Source organism: Moraxella sp. CTOTU47724, assembly GCF_032014955.1.
GTDB lineage: Bacteria > Pseudomonadota > Gammaproteobacteria > Pseudomonadales > Moraxellaceae > Faucicola > Faucicola tetraodonis.
On sequence record NZ_DALZSV010000007.1, the window covers coordinates 49,025 to 68,185 of the forward strand.

A 19,161-nucleotide genomic window follows, 5' to 3' on the forward strand; every position below is an offset into this window, starting at 1 on the left:
TGTAGCAAAATGGGGTAGCTTTGCCAAGCATTGCGGTTTTTATGCTAAAATTTTGGGCAATGACGACTTTTACTCTCAATCATCAACGAGCGATAAAAAATTGGAAAACAGTATGATCAACGATGTAGAAAATCCGACAGAAAATTTGCACCTTGTTGAATTTAATCAATTAGCGCTTGAGCGACTCAAGACGGCAATCGATGAGGCGTTGGCGAATGGACATGCGTTTTTGACTATGCTCGATGATGAAGCTGGGCAAGCTAATAACCAAGTTAACGATGCACAACTCAGCAGCCAGCAAGCGCTCAATGATATTATCGCCTTTGACCATGTGAATTTGGCATTAGACCGCAGTTGGGGCTTGCTATCGCACTTAAATAGCGTGGTCAGTGATGAGCCAATCCGTGCGCTGCATCATGCATTATTGCCCGCGCTTTCTGCCTACGGCACGGCGGTTGGTCAACATCTCCCGCTGTATCAACGCTATCAGCGTGTAGTGAGCGATCAGTCATTTTTTGAGTGTTTAGATCCTGCAAGACAACGCTCGTTGACCTTGGCGCTACAAAGTTTTGAATTATCGGGCGTGGGTTTGGCTGAGGCGCAAAAACAGCAATTTGCCACCCTTGCCAGCGAGTTATCTACGTTATCGGCTAAATTCTCCGATAATGTGCTCGATGGCACCCAAAGCTACTTTTTACCTTTAAGCGAATCGCAACTGGCAGGACTGCCTGAATCTGCGCTTGCCATGCTGGCAGATGCGGGCAGGCGATACACAGAAAAATTCCCTGAGCAAGTATTGGCAACGCCTTATGTGGCGACACTTGATATCCCAGTCTATCTTGCGGTGATGACCTATGCCGATGACCGCGAGTTACGCGAAACCTTGTATCGTGCGTATGTCACCCGTGCCTCTGAATTGTCAGCGCAGCCAGAATTTAACAATGCCGATATCATGACGGATATCTTGGCAAAACGCGCACAAAAAGCCCAGTTGTTGGGCTATGACAATTTTGCTGAATTATCACTTGCCACCAAAATGGCGGACAATGTCGACACTGTAGAGCAGTTTTTACGGGATTTGGCAGACAAAGCACGACCCTTTGCCATGCAAGATTTAAAACAACTGCAAATTGAAGGTTTAGCGTTTGGCATCGGTGATGAGGGCGATGAGGTGCGACCTTGGGACACCGCATATCTGGCAGAAAAAGTCAAACAACGTCAATTTAATCTATCGCAAGAACAAGTTCGTCCGTATTTCCCAGTGCCGACAGTCATCGCAGGCTTATTTGAGATTGTGCAAAAACTGTATGGCATTCAGATTGAAGATAAAACTGCAAGCACGCAGCGCTGGCATGATGACGTGCGTTTTTATCAAGTTTTTGATGAACATCAGCAGCTTATCGGTGGTTTTTATTTTGATTTATATGCCCGTCCTGGCAAACGCGGTGGCGCATGGATGAGTGGTTTTCAAGCGCGTTATCAACACGATGATAGCGGTTATCAGCAGTTACCCGTTTGTTTTATGGTGGCAAACTTTACCCCTGCGCCAACGGGTGCACAGCGCGGCAAACCCAGCTTATTAACCCATGATGAAGTGTTAACCCTCTTTCATGAATTTGGACATGGGCTGCATCATCTGCTCACTGAAGTCAATGTGGGCGATGTGGCAGGCGTGAATGGCGTCGAGTGGGATGCAGTTGAGCTACCCAGTCAGTTTATGGAAAACTGGGCATGGCACCCTGAAGGGATTGCATTAATCAGCCGTCATGTCGATACCGGTGAAACGTTGCCAGAGAGCATGCTACAAAGTATGCTCGCTGCCAAAAATTTCCAAAGCGGCATGCAAACCCTGCGCCAGCTAGAGTTTGCGCTATTTGATTTGTTATTGCATGCCAAAACCCCAGCACCCGACTATCCCCAGTTATTGGCGTTACTCGATAGCGTGCGTGCCGATGTGTCGATTATGCCGACTGCCAGTTATAACCGTTTTGCCAATGGTTTTAGTCATATTTTCGCAGGGGGCTATGCGGCAGGGTATTATTCTTACAAATGGGCAGAACTGTTGTCAGCCGATGCGTTTAGCAAGTTTGAAGAAACCAGTATTTTTGATAAAAACGCTGGCAAATCCTTCCGTGATAACATTTTAGCCAAAGGCGGTAGCCAATCTGCAAAAGCCAATTTTGAGGCATTTCGCGGTCGTGAGGCCCGTATTGATGCGCTGTTACGTCACTCAGGATTTTTAACCAGCAGCTATGATGAACTGCTGAGCGATGACACCGATAACGCCAACACCCAAGCTTGGTAACACGGTTGTCAAAATACAGGCTAGTAAAAAGAAGGAACTATGAGATATCAATCCAATCGCCCGAAACGTCAATTTTTGGCGGGGGTGGCTTGTCCAAGCTGCAAAGCACTGGATAAAGTTGTTCAAATTCAGCTATATCAGCCCGAGTATGATGAATATATCGAGTGTACGGCGTGTGGCTATAGCGAGCGTCGCCCAACACCCGATGATATCATTGACATTCAGCAATCCAATTATCAGGAAACCGTTCATTATGACGACGATGGCGCGGGTATTGTTAGGTTTAAATAAGCCAAATTTAAGTAGGTTGGGTAAATTTTAGCAAGGTTAACTAGTTTAAGCGCCCTTGATACAATTAGCGTGGTCAAAGTATGGTGTTCAAAGTAGGTTTTTGTCTCAAAAGTTGTTATTTTTGATTGCGGTTTGTTATAGTAACAAGCAAACGAATGTACACCATCATTTTTATGCCAGCATGGTATATACATCGCTAGCATGAAATCGTACAGACATCTGACCCGCCCGACATGGATAGGGATAGTGACCCAACATGAAATTATTTAGCCTAAAAAAAGACAATAACTCTATAGCCTCTACAGCCCCGACTAGCAAAGATGCCAATCCATCATCACAGCTGGCTGAAAATCCAACGACAGGCGTGTCAGATAGTGCGTTGCAGCTTGATACGACTAATCAGCCGCCGATGCAAGTGACTAACTATTCAGACACATCTCCAAACACATCCCCAGAAACGACAGCAATCAAAAATGCGTTTTCGCTAGATACCATTGATTTAAACCAGTTGGAAGACGAATTACTTCATGGCAAAACCGACTATACCGCAGATGATACAAAAGCGGCTGATACTGTCGCGCCCAAAAAGCTCAGTTTTGATGATTTTGATTTGGATGAGCTACCCAGCGTTGTTGAACCCAATACCACTGTGACTCTCCAAGACACTGCTAATACATCGACAGTGTCACAGCCTGTACCGTCACAGACAACCGATAACGCGCTGACATTTGATATTGATAACCTACCGCTAGCAGCTAAGCCAGACCCAGACCTAAACCTAGAACCAGACCCCCATAGCGCGCAAGCACAGCCCATCGCATCACAAAGTAGTGATGAAAATACTGACGAAAGTAGTGATAAAAAAATTATTGAGACTATCGAGGCTATTGAAACGACGCCACCGGTTGTATTAACCAAAACAAAACCCGAAATTAAAGCGGTTATCGCCCAGATAGCAAACCCATTTTTAAGACCGCCAAGTCAACCACTAGCGAAACGGACGTTAAAAAAACGCAATCAACTTGGGTTGCTAGTGGGTGCAGGGTTGGCTCTAGCTGCCTTGGTATGGTTTTTTATAGGGCAGTCAAACGAGCCGAACAAATCCACCGCGCAGAGACAGATGCAGACACAGACGCAGACCCAAGCACACGCAACACCCAAAACTGCAGCGCCTATAGTAAAACCACAAGCTAGCGCTAGCTTACCTGCCGCGTCAACCGTCGCAGTGGATGCAACCACTAGCTTAGCCCATGCGACCGCAGCGCTACCGGCAATCACGCCAGAAGAAATTCTTGCGCCGACCCTACCTGAAGATCCGGCGATTGCCAAAGAAGAGCTGAGTCGATTGTCAGAGCAGAGCGCGCAGCTAAAAGAGCAAGAAGCCATGATGCAAGACCAGCTGCGTATGATGAATGAGCTGAGTAGTAAAAAAGAAGAGCGTATCCAGCTGCTAGAACAGCAAGTTGCACAGCTTGAACAGCAAAAAGCCGCTAACAAATAACCACCCACAAATAATAATCAATAAATAACTGGCAGGTTAAGTAGTGCTGACCCAAGTCGATAAAAAAACCTTGTTTCAAGACCGCTATCAAGCGCTCATCATGCCCGTCCCGGTGTCAGGTATTTTTCGTCATCGTGCCTTACTTAAGTACCAATCGCTTTATCCTGAGCATTACACCGTTTACAAGCAAGCCTGTGAGCGTTCGCAGCTGTTACTCGGTGATGTGTTACAGTTTACGCCGCAGCGTGATTTGGCGGGTATGGCAGTCGGTGGGGCGTTGTCAAAGCCACAGTTCATCGTGGATATGGCAATCACAGAATTTGCCGAAAATCCGCCGCATGTTGAGTATATGGTGTCAGCGTTACAAAAGTTAGAGAAAGTTGTGTTTGATTGGGGACGGTATCAAGGTATTCGCCGTGTGGCAATATTGGCAAGTGATGAACTCATTTTGCCAAAAGACAAAAGTTTTGATGAAGATATTTTGCCATTAATGGAAAAATACCTTCAGCCCGTGAGTAATTTGAATTTGGTGGTTTATCGCTAACGCTATTAGTTTAAATAGTTTTCAATGGTTGAGGTTTTATCGAGGGCTACTCAGCGATTCATTGTCGCCATCGGCGTATTGCAAGTAGTAAATTGCCAACGGGGTCAAAACCTTCTTATTATCGGGCATTTTTTCTAATTACTGTAATGATGGTTTCATAGCATTTGCCAAAATTTATCCCAAAAAAACCGCTTTATCTGACGATAAAGCGGTTTTCATTTTTTGACAACTAAACTTTAATAAAACTATTCAGCCGCTGGCGTTTCAGTATCAGCAGATTCAGTTGGTGCGATGGTTTGATCCACACCTTTCATGGTGAGCTTAATGCGACCACGGTTGTCGATATCTTGTACCAGTACATTCACCATTTGACCTTCTTTTAGCACATCATTCACATTCTCGATACGCGCATCAGAGATTTGTGAGATATGCACAAGACCGTCAGTGTTAGGTAATACATTGACAAACGCACCAAACTCAACAATACGAGCCACTTTACCTGTATAAGTCTTGCCAACTTCTACTTCTGCTGTAATCGCTTCGATCTTAGCAATCGCGGCTTTGGTCGCTGCTTTGTTTTCACCAAAGATACGAATGGTACCGTTGTCATCAATATCAATCACTGCGCCTGTTTCTTCAGTCAGTTGGCGAATGGTTGCACCACCTTTACCAATCACGTCACGGATTTTTTCAGGATCGATATCAATCACCGCAAAGTTTGGTGCATGGGCGTTGATTTCTTTACGGCTGGTTGAAATGACTTCATTCATCGCATTTAAAATATGGATACGACCCGCATGCGCTTGGTGTAGGGCTTTTTCCATAATCTCTGGGGTGATACCTTCGATTTTGATATCCATTTGTAACGCAGTCACGCCATTGGCAGAACCCGCGACTTTAAAGTCCATATCGCCTAGGTGGTCTTCATCACCCAAGATGTCAGACAGCACGGCAAAACGCTCGCCTTCTTTAACCAGACCCATTGCGATACCAGCAACGGGCGCTTTTAGTGGTACGCCGGCATCCATTAACGCCAGTGATGCGCCACAGACGGATGCCATTGATGATGAACCATTGGATTCGGTGATGTCAGATACGATACGAATCACGTATGGGAAACGGTCACTATCTGGCAGCATGGCTTGTACACCGCGACGTGCTAGGCGACCATGACCGATTTCACGGCGTTTTGGACCGCTGTCACGACCCGTTTCGCCCACTGAATAACTTGGGAAGTTATAATGCAGCATGAAGTGGTCTTGTTTGGTGCCCGCAAGGGTGTCAATCATGTTCACATCACGGCTGTTGCCAAGCGTGGTGGTAACGAGTGCTTGCGTTTCACCGCGGGTAAATAGCGCTGAACCATGCGTGTAAGGCAGTACGCCAACTTGGATGTCTAAGGCACGGACAGTTTGTAAGTCGCGACCATCGATACGGGGTTTGCCAGACAAAATATTGTCACGTACCGTACGGTATTTTAGGGTTTCAAATAGCTCTTTGATTTGTGCCACGTTGTCGGCGTAGCCTTCGGCTTCTGCGTCACCGGCTAACGCTTCAATGGCTTGATTTTTGATTTCATCAAGGCGAGTATAACGGCTGGCTTTTTCGCTGATGGTATACGCTTCTGAAATCGCTGCAGCAAATTGATTTTGTAGGGCAGTTTCTAAGGCTTCGTTGACGGCAGGGGCAACGAATTGGGTTTTTTGTACGCCAACTTCTTTGGCAAATTCATTGATGGCATCAATCACGACTTGTTGCTGGGCGTGACCGTATAGTACCGCGCCAAGCATTTGGTCTTCTGATAGTTCTTTGGCTTCAGATTCGACCATCAATACCGCAGATGACGTACCCGCGACCACCAAATCGAGCGAGCTTTGTTTTAGCGCTTCATGGTTTGGGTTTAGCACATATTCATCATTGATAAAACCGACACGTGCCGCACCAATCGGACCATTAAATGGCGCTGATGAAATTGCCAATGCCGCTGAAGTACCAATCATCGCTGCGATATCAGCATCTTGTTTTTTGTCTGACGAAATCACCGTGGCGGTCACTTGGATTTCGTTGAAGTAGCCTTCTGGGAACAATGGACGAATCGGGCGGTCAATGAGGCGTGAGGTCAAGGTTTCCATCTCAGATGGGCGACCTTCACGTTTGCCATAGCCACCTGGGATTTTACCAGCAGCGTACATTTTTTCTTGGTAGTTGACGGTCAATGGGAAAAAGTTTTGACCCGCTTGCGCCTCGTCTTTTACCACAACAGCCACTAGCACAGAGACGCCGCCCATGTGGACGACCACTGAATTAGCTTGGCGTGCAATGCGACCTGTTTCTAACGTAACTTGTTGATTACCATATTGGAATTCTTTAGTAATGATATTAAACATAATGCGGTTTTATCCTTAGTGTGATGAAATAGGGCGATTTAAGTTTTAGTAATAGCCCCTAACGTTTGTGTTCTTTTCAAAAAATACAAACGTTAGAAGCAATCTACCAATTCGCTTGATAGCAGCCTTAAATCAGCCTAAATTAAAAAATACTTTAAAAAAAGTAAGTGTAAACTGCGATTGTGCAGGCACAATGCGTTGTCTATTTTACCTAGTTTTGTGGCGAATCACCACCTTTTAACTGCGCTTTAACCCCTAATAGCAAACGATGGGTAATAACTAAGCTAACAGCGAGGGTAAAAGTGAAAACAAAATTCGCTAAAAATATTGAACCCATAAAAAAGCGGCTACCCAAAAGCAGCCGCTGATTGAATAAAGCTCATAATGCGCTGATAGATTAGCGACGTAAGCCTAATTCATTGATCAATGCAGTATAACGGTCTGCATCTTTACGTTTTAAGTAATCAAGTAACGTACGGCGTGAGTTAACCATACGAATCAAACCACGACGGCTGTGATGGTCAGCTTTGTGTGCTTTAAAGTGTGGTTGTAAGTCATTGATACGCGCTGTTAATAATGCCACTTGAACTTCTGCAGAACCTGTGTCATTTTCAGAGCGTTGGAATTTTGCGATTACATCTGCGCGGTCTTGGTTAGTCAACATAATGTTTTCCTAGCTTTTTTAGCATAAAATGAGAAGCCTAATCGGCTAACAATCGAGACGATTAGTGTAAAAAAATCAGGATAACCACGCTTCTCAGTAGTTAACCGTCAAAAAGGAGCATTATTTTACCAAATATTGCCCAATAAAAAAACCCTAATTTGCATTAGGGTGTTGAATTTATTAAGGCTTTCAATAGATTCAAGCTTTCAACTTACTGATTGCCCGTAGGCTGTTTGGGCGTTTCGCTATTAAGGCGGTCAAGCTGCTCTTGTGGCGCGGTGGTGAGTTTATCAGAAGTCACTTCGTCCGCATCATTAGGCGTAGTATCGGCAACAAACGTCGCGTCAGGCGCTTTTTTGTCCATTTTTTCAATATCTGTCATGGTAGTGGGTTGCATGGCAATCTCCTTTTCTTATGCTTATTTAAGCTGATTTAGTCAATGCTTGGTCAATCGCTTCAGCAAAATCTGGAATATCTTCAGGTTGACGACTGGTAATCAAATTACCATCTATCACCACTGATTTGTCTTCAAACTGCGCACCCGCATTTTTTAGGTCAACAGCAATGGTTTTATAAGCGGTTAGTTTTTTACCACGCGCAATTTCGGTATCCGCAAAAATCCACGGTGCATGACAAATCGCTGCAACAGGTTTACCCGCATTCATGAATGCTTTTACCATTGCTTGTGCATCGGTATTCGCCCGCAACACATCGGCATTGGCACCGCCACCTGGTAATACAATCGCATCATAATCGGCTGCGTTGGCTTCACCAATTAATAAATCAGCGGTAAAGGTGTCAGCAGGGTCAGTATGATTAAGCCCGCGTACTTGTTTTTGGGTTTGTGTGGTGATTAAAGTGGTTTGGTGACCTTTAGCTTTAAGGAGGTCATTGGTTTGGGTATATTCGACTTGTTCAAAGTCGGTATCAAGTAAAATAGCAATCTTAGCCATGGTAAATATCCTATTATTTCATTATTTAAGTTAAAGATAGTTAAAGAAAAAAATTTTTGTTCTTATTGATTCGTCTTTTGTAAGTTGGGCGCTTTATTTTGAGATTATTATTTGATTTTTCTATTTGATTTTTATTTTATTAATAACATTTCAATTAATTGTATAAAGTTATCTCAATAAACCGCTGTTTGCTCTTTATTAGCAAAGCTTGCTAAGAAATAAGCAAGTGAATCAACACCACTAAGAATAAATCACTGGACGGGTGAAAACTGCTAGCAAAGCGTCACGTTTTGTATCAATGCATAAAAAACGTACTCGCTTTGTGACATCGCATCGCTCATTGAGTAAATTATGTGAATACAGCAAAAAATTAGCAAGATGGTAGGTTTACTGACTTATCGTGACTAATTTAAATTGACCAGCTTCATCGGTTGTAAACGACCATTGGGTTCAAGTAGTCCCGTGCCCAAAAATTGCTGATGGTCGTCAAACAAGCGAAACGTTTGATTGGCAGTTAAGATGAGATGCTGATTTAACATGGTCGCCTTGACGTTTAAGCGTTGACCCTGTCGGATGCGCTTTGACTGGCTATCGTCTAATACTAAGCTTGGTAGTGAGTGAACGCAGGCATCCACCGCTAATAGCTTATCAAAACGCGCTGCAACATCGAGCGCGGCAAAATCGGCTAATGTGATGGCATTAGCAATATCAAAATCACCCGTCTGTATACGCCTAAGCGCTGTCAGATGTCCTAGCGTACCTAGTGCTTTGGCAATATCTTCAGCCAGCACGCGCACATAAGTGCCTTTGGAGCAAGTGACGGATAATTGCAATTGTTGAGCAGATAGGGGAGTAAGTGACAGCTCATAAATGGTGAGAGGACGTGCTATTCGCTCCACTTCAATACCTTCACGCGCCAGTTCATACAGTTTTTTGCCGTCTTTTTTGAGCGCGGAGTACATCGGCGGAACCTGCATTATCTCACCCAAAAATTGTTCAGTGACGCTTTGTAGCATCGCTTGTGTCACATTTGGCACAGGAATAGTGGCAATTATCTGACCTTCGGCATCCCCTGTATCGGTTTGCTCGCCAAGTTTGATAATGGCTTGGTAAGATTTGATAGCATCGAGTTGGTAATGGCTAAATTTGGTCGCTTCTCCCAAACAAATCGGTAGCAACCCTGTTGCCATAGGGTCAAGGGTACCGGTATGACCCGCTTTTTTACTGTCGTGCACATCAGATTTGAGCAAGTATTTGACTTTCGATACCACTTGCTGGGAAGTCATCCCTTGCGGTTTATCAATCAGTAAGACGCCAGAGACGATGGATTTGGCTGTTTTTGGTTGGGTCATCATGTTGTGGATTTATCAATTTATTAAAAGTCGGTTCGAATTAGCTGCGAGTAATCTGCTGCGCTAATAGGGTGGTTGACAGAATAAGGCTTTGACTTTGGGTTAATGTGTGCCCGTTGTTGCCACTGTTGCAAGCTATAGCGGTTATCAATCAATTGCTGGTCATACAGATAACTGGGAATATAGCCTGATAACAAGATACGATAATCAAATGGCAAAGGTTGGATATCGTCAATCAGATCATAAATTGCCGTGGTACAGTTATTTACCAATGAATTATACCATGCCGGCTGCGTTTTTAAGGACTTGGCTTTCGCTAGATACGCAAGCAGCAACGCTTGAATATGGTGTTTTGGCATATTGATGGGATAAATATAAACATCTTCATGACGGATATTACTACGGGTGTAAATAATATCTTTTTCATCCGCAGCGATAATCACCAATTCAAACTTGCGAAAAAATCCACCCAGCGTACTAAACTGTTCATTGACTTCTTTGCGAATCTCGATAGATAACGCAAGCTGCTTTCCATCACTAAAACCAAAACTCACTAGCGTATGGGCAATGGCATCGCCCATCCAATAAGAGGCGATAAAATCGACAGTTTGCAGTTTTGCCAAGTCGTATTGCCTAGTTTCCCAGCGCGGCTGAAAATGGGTTTTATCTTGCCAATCAAAATTTCTAACATTGCTAATGGTGAGTGTGTTGCCATCACGGTCAAGCCGATAGTCTAACATTTGGGCAACTTCAGGGTTCCAATCACGCTCATTGCTAGCTGACATCGAAAAAAAGCATGCAATGGCAATCGCCAGCACCGCAAAAAAAATCAATAATAAAGACTGGTGAGAAAGTAGGGATGAAAATAGGGTGGGTTTGATGATACTGACCAAAACAGCAAGGGTGAAAAATACCCATACACTAATTAGTGCCAGACTGACATATCTGCCTAAGGGCTGATGCGTCCACACGAACACCCCAACCCACAGACTTGAGAGAATAATGACGATAAACTTAATGATACCCCAAAGTAACTGCATTCAACATCCCTGTTAATGACTCAAAGTGACAAATAGGCTCGTCTAGGCTCGTCATGGCCTACAACGCATCAGTCATCTGATGGCTGACCTTCGCTGCTTTGTACCGCTTTAGAAATCAGGTTCATCATATAGTTAGCGTTAGCGGTCACTTCATCATAGTGAAAGCGCAGACGTGGCGTAGTGCGGGTTTTTAACAAATGACTGAGCTCAGTACGCAAAAAACCTGATGCTTTGTTCAGCACTTCTAAGCTCTCGGTATGATAATCTTTTGCCATGGCATCATCCATCGACTTTTCCATGATAGTGACATAGATATCAGCATAACCCAAATCTGGGCTGATTTTGACACTAGAAATGGTCACAAACCCAGTCAAGCGGGGGTCGTTAATCTCGTCACGAATCAAAACCGCTAGGTCGCGCTGAATTTGATCGGCAAGACGTTGTAAACGTTGATTCATTGGTAATCCTTTTTATAGTAAAAAAAGGTCTAATTAACCTAGATTAATTAGACCTCTGGGAAGGTTGCTAATAGCAAGCTGGCAATATTAGGTTGTCAGATTAGCTTATAAGGTACGTTTGACTTCATGAATCTCGAAGACTTCAATCTTATCGCCTTCTTTTACTTCATAACCTTTCACCGCTAGACCACACTCCATACCAGCACGCACCTCATTAACATCCTCTTTAAAGCGACGTAATGATTGTAATTGACCAGTGAAAATAACTTGGTCATCACGCAATACCCGAATTGGCTTGTTACGGATAATATTACCTTCCGTCACCATACAACCGGCTGCATAACCAAAGCGACTAGAATGGAAGACTTCACGTACTTCTGCGATACCCAAGATTTGCTCACGATGTTCTGGCGCAAGTAAACCGCTCATCGCCGCTTTCACATCATCAATCAACCCATAGATAACACTATAGTAGCGAATATCTAAGCCTGCTTCATCCGCTTTGCGTTTGGCAGCGGTATCGGCACGAACGTTGAAGCCTAATAATACCGCTTCGCTTGATTCAGCGAGTACCACATCCGATTCGGTGATTGGACCGACACCCGATGAGATGACTTTGACTTTAACTTCATCCGTAGATAATTCATCAAGCGCGGTTAACAAGGCTTCTAGTGAACCTCGAACATCAGTTTTAAGAATCAAATTAACGGAAGGTAGTTTGGCATCGCTCATTTGGTCAAACAAGTTTTCTAAGCGTGATTTGGCTTGACGTTCAAGCACTTTTTCACGCTCACGCACCGTGCGATATTCTGCAACTTCGCGCGCACGTTTCTCATCTGAAACCACCATAAACTCGCTACCAGCCGCTGGTGTATCAGGCAGACCTAAGATTTCAACAGGAATCGAAGGACCCGCTGAGGTGATTTTTTGACCGTTTTCATCGGTCATAGCACGGACGCGTCCATAATATTCGCCAGCAAGTACCAAGTCACCTTGATTTAAAGTACCTTGTTTAACCAGCAAACTGACCACTGCTCCGCGACCTTTTTCAAGACGTGATTCAATTACCACACCTTGTGCTGCACCGTCAGTAGCGACTTCAAGTTCCATCACTTCTGCTTGTAGGTTAATCACTTCGAGCAATTCATCGATGCCTTGACCTGTTAACGCAGAGACTTTGACTACCGGTGTGTCACCGCCCCATTCTTCAGGAACGACTTCTTTGGTGGTTAGTTCGTTGAGGACGCGGTCTGGATCGGCGCTGTCTTTATCCATCTTGTTGATAGCCACGATAATCGGGGTACCTGCGGCACGCGCATGGTCAATCGCTTCAGCCGTCTGCGGCATCATACCGTCATCGGCTGCAACCACTAACACCACGATATCTGTCGCTTTGGCACCACGAGAACGCATCGCGGTAAATGCGGCGTGACCTGGGGTGTCTAAGAAAGTAATAACGCCTTGGTCAGTCTGCACATGATAAGCACCGATATGCTGAGTAATACCACCTGCCTCGCCCGATGCCACTTTACTTGAACGGATCTTATCGAGCAGGGACGTTTTACCGTGGTCAACGTGACCCATGATGGTAACCACAGGCGGACGCGCTTGGACGTTGCTACTTTTCTCGCCCACCGCCTCACGTAGTGAATCTTCAACTTGCGTTGAGCTGACAAGCACTGGGTTATGACCCATTTCTTCAACAAGTAGGGCAGCGGTTTCTTGGTCAATAGATTCGTTTTCACGGACCAACTCGCCCATTTTCATTAACATTTTGACGACTTCGCGTACTTTGATTGCCATTTTTTGGGCAAGTTCAGACACCACGATGGTCTCACCGATTTCAACGTTATGCACGATTTTCTCAACCGGTTTTTCAAATTTGTGTCTATTGGCTTGCGATGATTTTAGGCCGCGACCACGGTTCTTAATCTCTTGCTCACCTTCATCGTCACGGCGACGACGACGGTTTTTGTTGGCAGTGCTTGCGGTGCCGCGTTTAATTTCACGGCGTTCTTGTTCAAATGAGTCTTCAAGCGCTGCGCCCACCAAACCTTCTGCCAATGGTTCATCTTTTTTGACAACCATCGTAGTTTCAGTATCGGTTTCGCTATATTTACTCGCCATTTGGCGCATTTGCTCAAGGGTACGCTGCTGAGCTTCTTCAGCGGCTTTACGGCGATTTTCTGATTCGATTTGACGTAAGCGTTCTTCTTCTGCTTCACGCGCTTTGCGTTCACTATCCGATTCTTTTTTCGGTGCAGGTTTTTTGTCAGCTTTTTTGACTTCGATTGCAGCGGTTTTGTTGCCTTTTTTCACTACCACACTGGTGGTTGTGTGCTCTTTGGCAGCTTGACTACCGCCACCTAAGTTAGCACGCATTGCTGCAAGGGTAGCTTGTTGACGCGCTTCAGCGGCTTGTTTGGCTTTGTCTTTTTCAGCTTGTTCTTGGGCGGCTTTTTCTTTTGCCAAACGCGCTTTTTCTTCAGCTTCTTTGGCCGCTGCTTCACGCAACGCTAGTTCTTCAGCGATTTTATTGGGATTTGGTTTATCAAATACCATTTTTTTGCGTACTTCAACATTGACACTTTTGGCTTTACCAGAAGTGCCTGTCACCCGCGCAGTAGAAGTGGTTTTGCTTTTTAAGCTAATGCGAGGTTTGTCATTTTGACCATGACTTTGTTGTAAAAAGCTGACCAGTTTTTGTTGTTCGCTATCGGTGACGATGTCATTGTCACCGCGCGCAGACAGCCCTGCCTTGACCAGTTGATTATTAATTGCTTCAACGGTCTTTTTGGTCATTGCTGCAAGTTCTTTTACGGTTTTATCTGCCATTCATACACCTTTTTTAATTAAACCATGATTCACGGGCTTTCATAATGAGCTCACCTGCGGTCTTTTCATCAAGACCTTCGATATCTTGGATATCAAAGATGGCTTGTTCGGCAAGGTCGTCGACGGTGATGACGTCACGTTCGGCAAGCTTGTAGGCCCATGCTTGAGTCATGCCTTCAAGGTTTAGAAGCTCTTGGCTTGGCTCTTTAATATTTTGTTGTTTGACCAATTCATCGGCAATTACCGCCTCTTTGGCACGTTCTTGGATTGCGTCGATGGCGTCATCATCTAGCCCATCGATGTCGTAGAAAGTCTCAGCAGGGACATACGCAACTTCTTCAAGTGAGGTAAATCCAATATCCACCAAGGCTTGTGCCAAATCTTCATCGACTTCAAGACGTGTGTAGAATAGGTCGCGATACACTTTGGTTTCTGATTCTTGTTGTGCATTGTACTCGTCTTCGAGCATCATGTTAAGACGATAGCCTGTTAATTCTGATGCAAGGCGCACGTTTTGACCTTGTGAGCCAATCGCACGGGCCAACTGATCGTTAGTGGCAAAGATGATATCTGCAGTTTTGGTATCTTCATCAAGAATAATACGATCAACATCCGCAGGTTCCAAAGCGCTGATAATGTACTGCACCGCATCATCCGACCATACCACGACGTCGATACGCTCGCCCTCAAGCTCTTGTTGTACTGCTTGGATACGGGTGCCACGCATACCAATACAAGCACCGACAGGGTCGATACGATGATCATTGGTTTTGACTGAAATCTTAGCACGTAAGCCAGGTTGACGCGCAACATCACGAATTTCAATGATTTGCTCAGCAATTTCTGGTACTTCTTTTTGCATCAGTGCCGTTAGCATCTGTGGTGAGGTACGAGACAATACGAGCTGAGCACCACGGTTATCGCGATTGACTTGCTCTAAAATCGCATTGATACGACCTTTGATGCGCAGCTGCTCACGGGGCAACATTTTATCGCGTGGTAGATAGCCTTCGACATTATCGCCCAAATCAATGATATAACCATCGCGCGCCGGTTTTTTGACTTCACCCGTAATCATCTCGCCGATACGATGTTCAAACGCATCTGCCACCAGTGAACGTTCAGCTTCACGGATTTTTTGAATGATGACTTGTTTGGCTTGGGTAGCAGCAATACGACCAAATTCAATGGATTCGATTTGTTCTTCTTTGACGTCGCCGATTTTCCACTCGTTTTCATCCAAATCGCTAATCGCTAGTTGACAGGCAGGCATTTCATGATCTTCATCTGCCACTACTGTCCAATAACGGTAAGTGTCATAGTCACCTGTTTTGCGATTGATATGCACGCGCACGGCAACTTCAGGCTGCTCACTATAAACTTTCTTTTTGGTCGATACCACCAAGGCTTGCTCAATCGCTTCAAAAATATCTTCAGGATTTAAGCCTTTTTCATTACTGACGGTTTCAACGACCGTTAAAATTTCTCGATTCATGTAATCACCTATAATTTAAGTCATTCTAGACTTTATTCTTTAAAATCTTGCTTTTAGCTAGAAAAGAGTTAGCTAGAAGACATAGCGTAAAAAAGGCGTTAACCCCAAATTTAAAAGCTAAAATTGGTAGACCAAATTGGCTTTATCAATATTATCAAGCTCGATGGCTAAAAGTTGGTCATTGACTTGATCATTTTCGGTTCTGACCGTCAACTGGCGCTCGTCAATATTGACCAATTCGCCTGTGACTTTACGGCGCTTATCACTACCTTGTCCAATCGCATGAATCAATCGTAAGCTGAGGGTTTGCCCCACATAGTCATGCAGCTGCTCAGCAGAAAAAAACGCGCGGTCTAAACCGGGCGAAGACACCTCAAGTAGATACTCGCCTGCAATCGGGTCGTGCAAGTCCAACACACCACCGACTTGGTGGGTGACCGCAGCACAGTCTTCAATAGTGACTTGTTTGCCTTCGGCACGGTCTTCAGGTAGGGCTTCAATATAAATACGAAGAAGAGAGCGTCGACCTTGTGGTACAAATTCAATACCCCACAAGCTCACATCACAGGCAGTTACTGCTGGCTCAATGATTTGGGTCAGTTCAGCAACTTTCGTTGATAGTTTCATGATATCCTTTAGAGTTGATTATTAACATCTTTGTTGATTTTAAAAGCTAATTTTAAAAATCGGTAAATTACTAAAACGCAACCGCTAATTTAGCAAAACTTAAGTTTTTTCGAAACCAACAGATACAAAAAAACCCACAAACTAATTGGTGGGCTTTTAAATCAATAAAAGTGTGTCTAAATTGATTTTTCTAGTAATGATACCAAAGCAATGCTACTAGAAAAGTGGTAGCGGGGGCTGGATTTGAACCAACGACCTTCGGGTTATGAGCCCGACGAGCTACCAGACTGCTCCACCCCGCAACAATTCAGAGAGCGCATTATAGAGTGAGATATTAACCTTGTCAACAGTTATTTAAAATTAATTTAGTTGGTGCGAATGGAGGGACTCGAACCCTCACACCTTGCGGCACTACCACCTCAAGGTAGCGTGTCTACCAATTCCACCACAATCGCAAAAAACCAAACTACTTTAACCAAGCTGTTTTCAAATAACAACACTCTAAAATAGACGCTGTATTCTAGGTCAAAACTACCAATAACGCAACATTTTTTTTAATTACTTATTTGGATGGTGTAGGCGTCGTTGGTGTAGGGTTTGCAGGCGCAGTATTAGTCGCTAGACTGGTATCAAGGGTACGGCTAGATAGCGATTGCTGTTTAGCAAATACTGCCAGTGTCATACTGGTGATAAAGAAGATTGCCGTTAAAACCGCCGTCAAGCGCGTCAAAAAGTTGGCAGAGCCAGACGCACCAAATACGGTTGCCGAACCGCCTGCACCAAATGAAGCGCCGGCATCGGCACCTTTACCATGTTGAACCAAAATCAGACCAATCATCGAAATCGCGACAATGATATGAACCACTAAAATTGCATTATACATACTTATCTCTACAAAACTTGATAGCACTGATGCCCAACAAAAACGCTGTCAGTGGCAAAAGTAAAAATTTTAAATGGGTGATATTTTACCTTAAATTCGGGCAAATGCTTGAATAATTTGTGTAAAGCCAGTCGCGTCAAGTGATGCCCCACCTACCAACACCCCATTTACATTTGGGCATTGGGCGATTTCTGCCGCATTATCTGCTTTCACGCTGCCGCCATACAATATCGGTGTGGTCGCTAAAGAGGCATCGATGTCTGTCAAGGTGGTGTTGATAAAAGCATGAATATTTTGTACTTCTTGTATGGTTGGGATTTTACCTGTACCAATCGCCCAAACGGGTTCATAAGCAATAATTAACTTAGAAGATAAGTTATCACATTCAGCGGCTAGTTGTTTAACTACCATTAATTGTGCTGCTAGCACATCTTGGGTCTGATTTTGCTCATACTGGGCTTGTGTTTCACCGATACAAAAAACAACGGTTAAATCATGTGCAAAGGCATTGCGAATTTTTTGGATTAAACAAGCGTCATCTTCATTAAAATATTGACGGCGTTCTGAATGTCCGACTAAAACATAATTTACTTGAGCGTCCTTGAGCTGAGCACCCGAAACTTCCCCAGTAAACGCGCCTTTATCGGCGTGTTGTGCACATAAGTTTTGCGCAGCTAGCCCGATGTTCAATGACCCATGTTGAATGGCTTGTTGCGTGGTCGATAAATGCATAAAACTCGGCGCAATAACCACGTTACAGCTTTGCAGTGCATCTGCAGGTAGCTGCTGCTGTAAATCGGTCATAAGGGCTGTGACAGTCAGCTGTGTGCTAGGATTCATTTTCCAATTAGCAATCACCCAAGAATTCTGCCAATTTGCTACATAATCAGATGCTTTCATAATGTCCCTGTCAATTGAGGTAAGTGGTTATCTACGAATTTGCAAAGTATAAATGTCAAGATAACATTAAAATATAAGTAACGCTATTTAACATATCATGATGTAAAACATCACCATTTAAAGATATCAAGATATGAAAATACGGGTATTTAAAATATCAGGCGTAAAATGGTAGGTATTATATAAGCAATTGCCGCGATTTGCCGAATAAATTATTGGGTTACGCAAGTAAGGTGTTTAAAGAAAGGATAAAGAAGGGATAATGTATCAAACAGTTTTATGAAGGTTGATAGATAGGGATAAAATGCGTTAAAAAAATATTTATCGTTGAATTCACGGATTTGTCGAGAATGATTTGTTAATATATAAATGAATAGTTTACACTAACAAACATTAGCCCATTTGAATAAATATTGAGTAAACGAGAGAAACGATGGCAGCATCCCTTCCTGGTTTTGGTGGCATTGCCTCGCGATTAGTGCATGAAGGACTAATTAGCGAAGCGGCAATGCAAAAAGTATTGGCAGAATCGCAGCAGCAAAAAATAAATTTAATCGCCTATGTGGTTGATAATAAGCTTGCGCAAGCTGACGCGGTAGCGTGGGTAATTTCGCGAGAATTTGGCGATCCCCTCATTGATTTGGATGCCATCAATGTCAACTATATTCCAAAAGAAGCGGTTGATGAAAAAATTATTCGCGAATTTAATATTCTGCCGATTTTTCAACGAGGTAGCCGCTTATTTGTTGCCATGAGCGACCCGACGCGGGTAGATGCTTTAGACGCGCTGCGGTTTGGTACAAGGTTTACCGTAGAAACAGTGGTTGCCGAACACCACAAAATCAAATCACTCATCGAAAAAATCTTTACTACCACTAATTTAGCTGATTTTGATGATATGGAAGCGGTGGAGTTTGATGAAACCC

General features: G+C 44.0%; 17 protein-coding genes and 2 tRNA genes. 5 read left to right on the forward strand and 14 right to left on the reverse strand.

Features of this window, described 5'->3' with window-relative positions; genetic code table 11:
- The first annotated feature begins 112 nt into the window (after positions 1-112).
- From RTR63_RS02985 to RTR63_RS03000, 4 genes are all read left to right on the forward strand, one after another.
- On the forward strand, positions 113-2,305 hold the full coding sequence (locus tag RTR63_RS02985) for a M3 family metallopeptidase (protein ID WP_312522588.1): 2,193 nt from the start codon (positions 113-115) through the stop codon (positions 2,303-2,305).
- 39 nt (positions 2,306-2,344) lie between these two features.
- Positions 2,345-2,596, forward strand: a complete 252-nt coding sequence (locus RTR63_RS02990) for a YheV family putative metal-binding protein (RefSeq protein ID WP_312522573.1) — start codon at positions 2,345-2,347, stop codon at positions 2,594-2,596.
- Between the two features lie 256 nt (positions 2,597-2,852).
- Entirely contained in the window at positions 2,853-4,097 is a 1,245-nt protein-coding gene (locus tag RTR63_RS02995; RefSeq protein ID WP_312522574.1) for a hypothetical protein, read from the forward strand.
- Between the two features lie 43 nt (positions 4,098-4,140).
- Positions 4,141-4,641 (forward strand): hypothetical protein, encoded by a 501-nt coding sequence (locus RTR63_RS03000; protein WP_312522575.1) that lies wholly within the window; start codon positions 4,141-4,143, stop codon positions 4,639-4,641.
- Between the two features lie 245 nt (positions 4,642-4,886).
- Here RTR63_RS03000 and pnp read toward each other — a convergent pair whose 3' ends face one another.
- From pnp to tpiA, 14 genes are all read right to left on the reverse strand, one after another.
- Positions 4,887-7,028: a polyribonucleotide nucleotidyltransferase gene (gene pnp, locus RTR63_RS03005; RefSeq protein ID WP_312522576.1), complete on the reverse strand. Its 2,142-nt coding sequence runs from the start codon at positions 7,026-7,028 to the stop codon at positions 4,887-4,889.
- A gap of 397 nt (positions 7,029-7,425) precedes the next feature.
- Entirely contained in the window at positions 7,426-7,695 is a 270-nt protein-coding gene (rpsO, locus tag RTR63_RS03010) for a 30S ribosomal protein S15 (protein ID WP_219331997.1), read from the reverse strand.
- Between the two features lie 208 nt (positions 7,696-7,903).
- Positions 7,904-8,089, reverse strand: a complete 186-nt coding sequence (locus tag RTR63_RS03015) for a hypothetical protein (RefSeq protein WP_312522577.1) — start codon at positions 8,087-8,089, stop codon at positions 7,904-7,906.
- A gap of 25 nt (positions 8,090-8,114) precedes the next feature.
- Positions 8,115-8,645, reverse strand: a complete 531-nt coding sequence (locus RTR63_RS03020) for a type 1 glutamine amidotransferase domain-containing protein (protein ID WP_312522579.1) — start codon at positions 8,643-8,645, stop codon at positions 8,115-8,117.
- A gap of 404 nt (positions 8,646-9,049) precedes the next feature.
- Entirely contained in the window at positions 9,050-10,000 is a 951-nt protein-coding gene (gene truB / locus RTR63_RS03025) for a tRNA pseudouridine(55) synthase TruB (RefSeq protein ID WP_312522580.1), read from the reverse strand.
- A gap of 20 nt (positions 10,001-10,020) precedes the next feature.
- Complete coding sequence (locus RTR63_RS03030; protein WP_312522581.1) at positions 10,021-11,037, reverse strand: Lnb N-terminal periplasmic domain-containing protein; 1,017 nt, start codon at positions 11,035-11,037, stop codon at positions 10,021-10,023.
- A gap of 68 nt (positions 11,038-11,105) precedes the next feature.
- Positions 11,106-11,495, reverse strand: a complete 390-nt coding sequence (locus RTR63_RS03035; RefSeq protein ID WP_007115084.1) for a ribosome-binding factor A — start codon at positions 11,493-11,495, stop codon at positions 11,106-11,108.
- Between the two features lie 105 nt (positions 11,496-11,600).
- Entirely contained in the window at positions 11,601-14,330 is a 2,730-nt protein-coding gene (infB, locus tag RTR63_RS03040) for a translation initiation factor IF-2 (protein ID WP_312522582.1), read from the reverse strand.
- 13 nt (positions 14,331-14,343) lie between these two features.
- Positions 14,344-15,825, reverse strand: a complete 1,482-nt coding sequence (gene nusA, locus RTR63_RS03045; RefSeq protein ID WP_007115082.1) for a transcription termination factor NusA — start codon at positions 15,823-15,825, stop codon at positions 14,344-14,346.
- 117 nt (positions 15,826-15,942) lie between these two features.
- Positions 15,943-16,452: a ribosome maturation factor RimP gene (rimP, locus tag RTR63_RS03050; protein ID WP_312522583.1), complete on the reverse strand. Its 510-nt coding sequence runs from the start codon at positions 16,450-16,452 to the stop codon at positions 15,943-15,945.
- Positions 16,453-16,677: 225 nt separating this feature from the next.
- Positions 16,678-16,754, reverse strand: a tRNA-Met gene (locus RTR63_RS03055).
- A gap of 68 nt (positions 16,755-16,822) precedes the next feature.
- Positions 16,823-16,907, reverse strand: a tRNA-Leu gene (locus tag RTR63_RS03060).
- Positions 16,908-17,014: 107 nt separating this feature from the next.
- The gene (gene secG, locus RTR63_RS03065) at positions 17,015-17,335 is read right to left on the reverse strand and encodes a preprotein translocase subunit SecG (RefSeq protein WP_312522584.1); all 321 of its coding nucleotides are present in this window, start codon (positions 17,333-17,335) and stop codon (positions 17,015-17,017) included.
- A 90-nt stretch (positions 17,336-17,425) separates the two neighbouring features.
- Positions 17,426-18,235 (reverse strand): triose-phosphate isomerase, encoded by an 810-nt coding sequence (gene tpiA / locus RTR63_RS03070; RefSeq protein WP_312522585.1) that lies wholly within the window; start codon positions 18,233-18,235, stop codon positions 17,426-17,428.
- Positions 18,236-18,668: 433 nt separating this feature from the next.
- Here tpiA and RTR63_RS03075 point away from each other — a divergent pair.
- On the forward strand, positions 18,669-19,161 hold a 493-nt coding region (locus RTR63_RS03075; RefSeq protein ID WP_472796580.1), incomplete at its 3' end, for a GspE/PulE/PilB domain-containing protein.

Bases quoted from the DNA above. Each gene is read 5' to 3' on its own strand.
- RTR63_RS02985 (WP_312522588.1), top strand. From the start codon at position 113: ATGATCAACGATGTAGAAAATCCGACAGAAAATTTGCACCTTGTTGAA.
- RTR63_RS02990 (WP_312522573.1), top strand. From the start codon at position 2,345: ATGAGATATCAATCCAATCGCCCGAAACGTCAATTTTTGGCGGGGGTG.
- RTR63_RS02995 (WP_312522574.1), top strand. From the start codon at position 2,853: ATGAAATTATTTAGCCTAAAAAAAGACAATAACTCTATAGCCTCTACA.
- pnp (WP_312522576.1), bottom strand. From the start codon at position 7,028: ATGTTTAATATCATTACTAAAGAATTCCAATATGGTAATCAACAAGTT.
- RTR63_RS03015 (WP_312522577.1), bottom strand. From the start codon at position 8,089: ATGCAACCCACTACCATGACAGATATTGAAAAAATGGACAAAAAAGCG.
- RTR63_RS03020 (WP_312522579.1), bottom strand. From the start codon at position 8,645: ATGGCTAAGATTGCTATTTTACTTGATACCGACTTTGAACAAGTCGAA.
- truB (WP_312522580.1), bottom strand. From the start codon at position 10,000: ATGATGACCCAACCAAAAACAGCCAAATCCATCGTCTCTGGCGTCTTA.
- RTR63_RS03030 (WP_312522581.1), bottom strand. From the start codon at position 11,037: ATGCAGTTACTTTGGGGTATCATTAAGTTTATCGTCATTATTCTCTCA.
- RTR63_RS03035 (WP_007115084.1), bottom strand. From the start codon at position 11,495: ATGAATCAACGTTTACAACGTCTTGCCGATCAAATTCAGCGCGACCTA.
- infB (WP_312522582.1), bottom strand. From the start codon at position 14,330: ATGGCAGATAAAACCGTAAAAGAACTTGCAGCAATGACCAAAAAGACC.
- nusA (WP_007115082.1), bottom strand. From the start codon at position 15,825: ATGAATCGAGAAATTTTAACGGTCGTTGAAACCGTCAGTAATGAAAAA.
- rimP (WP_312522583.1), bottom strand. From the start codon at position 16,452: ATGAAACTATCAACGAAAGTTGCTGAACTGACCCAAATCATTGAGCCA.
- secG (WP_312522584.1), bottom strand. From the start codon at position 17,335: ATGTATAATGCAATTTTAGTGGTTCATATCATTGTCGCGATTTCGATG.
- tpiA (WP_312522585.1), bottom strand. From the start codon at position 18,235: ATGAAAGCATCTGATTATGTAGCAAATTGGCAGAATTCTTGGGTGATT.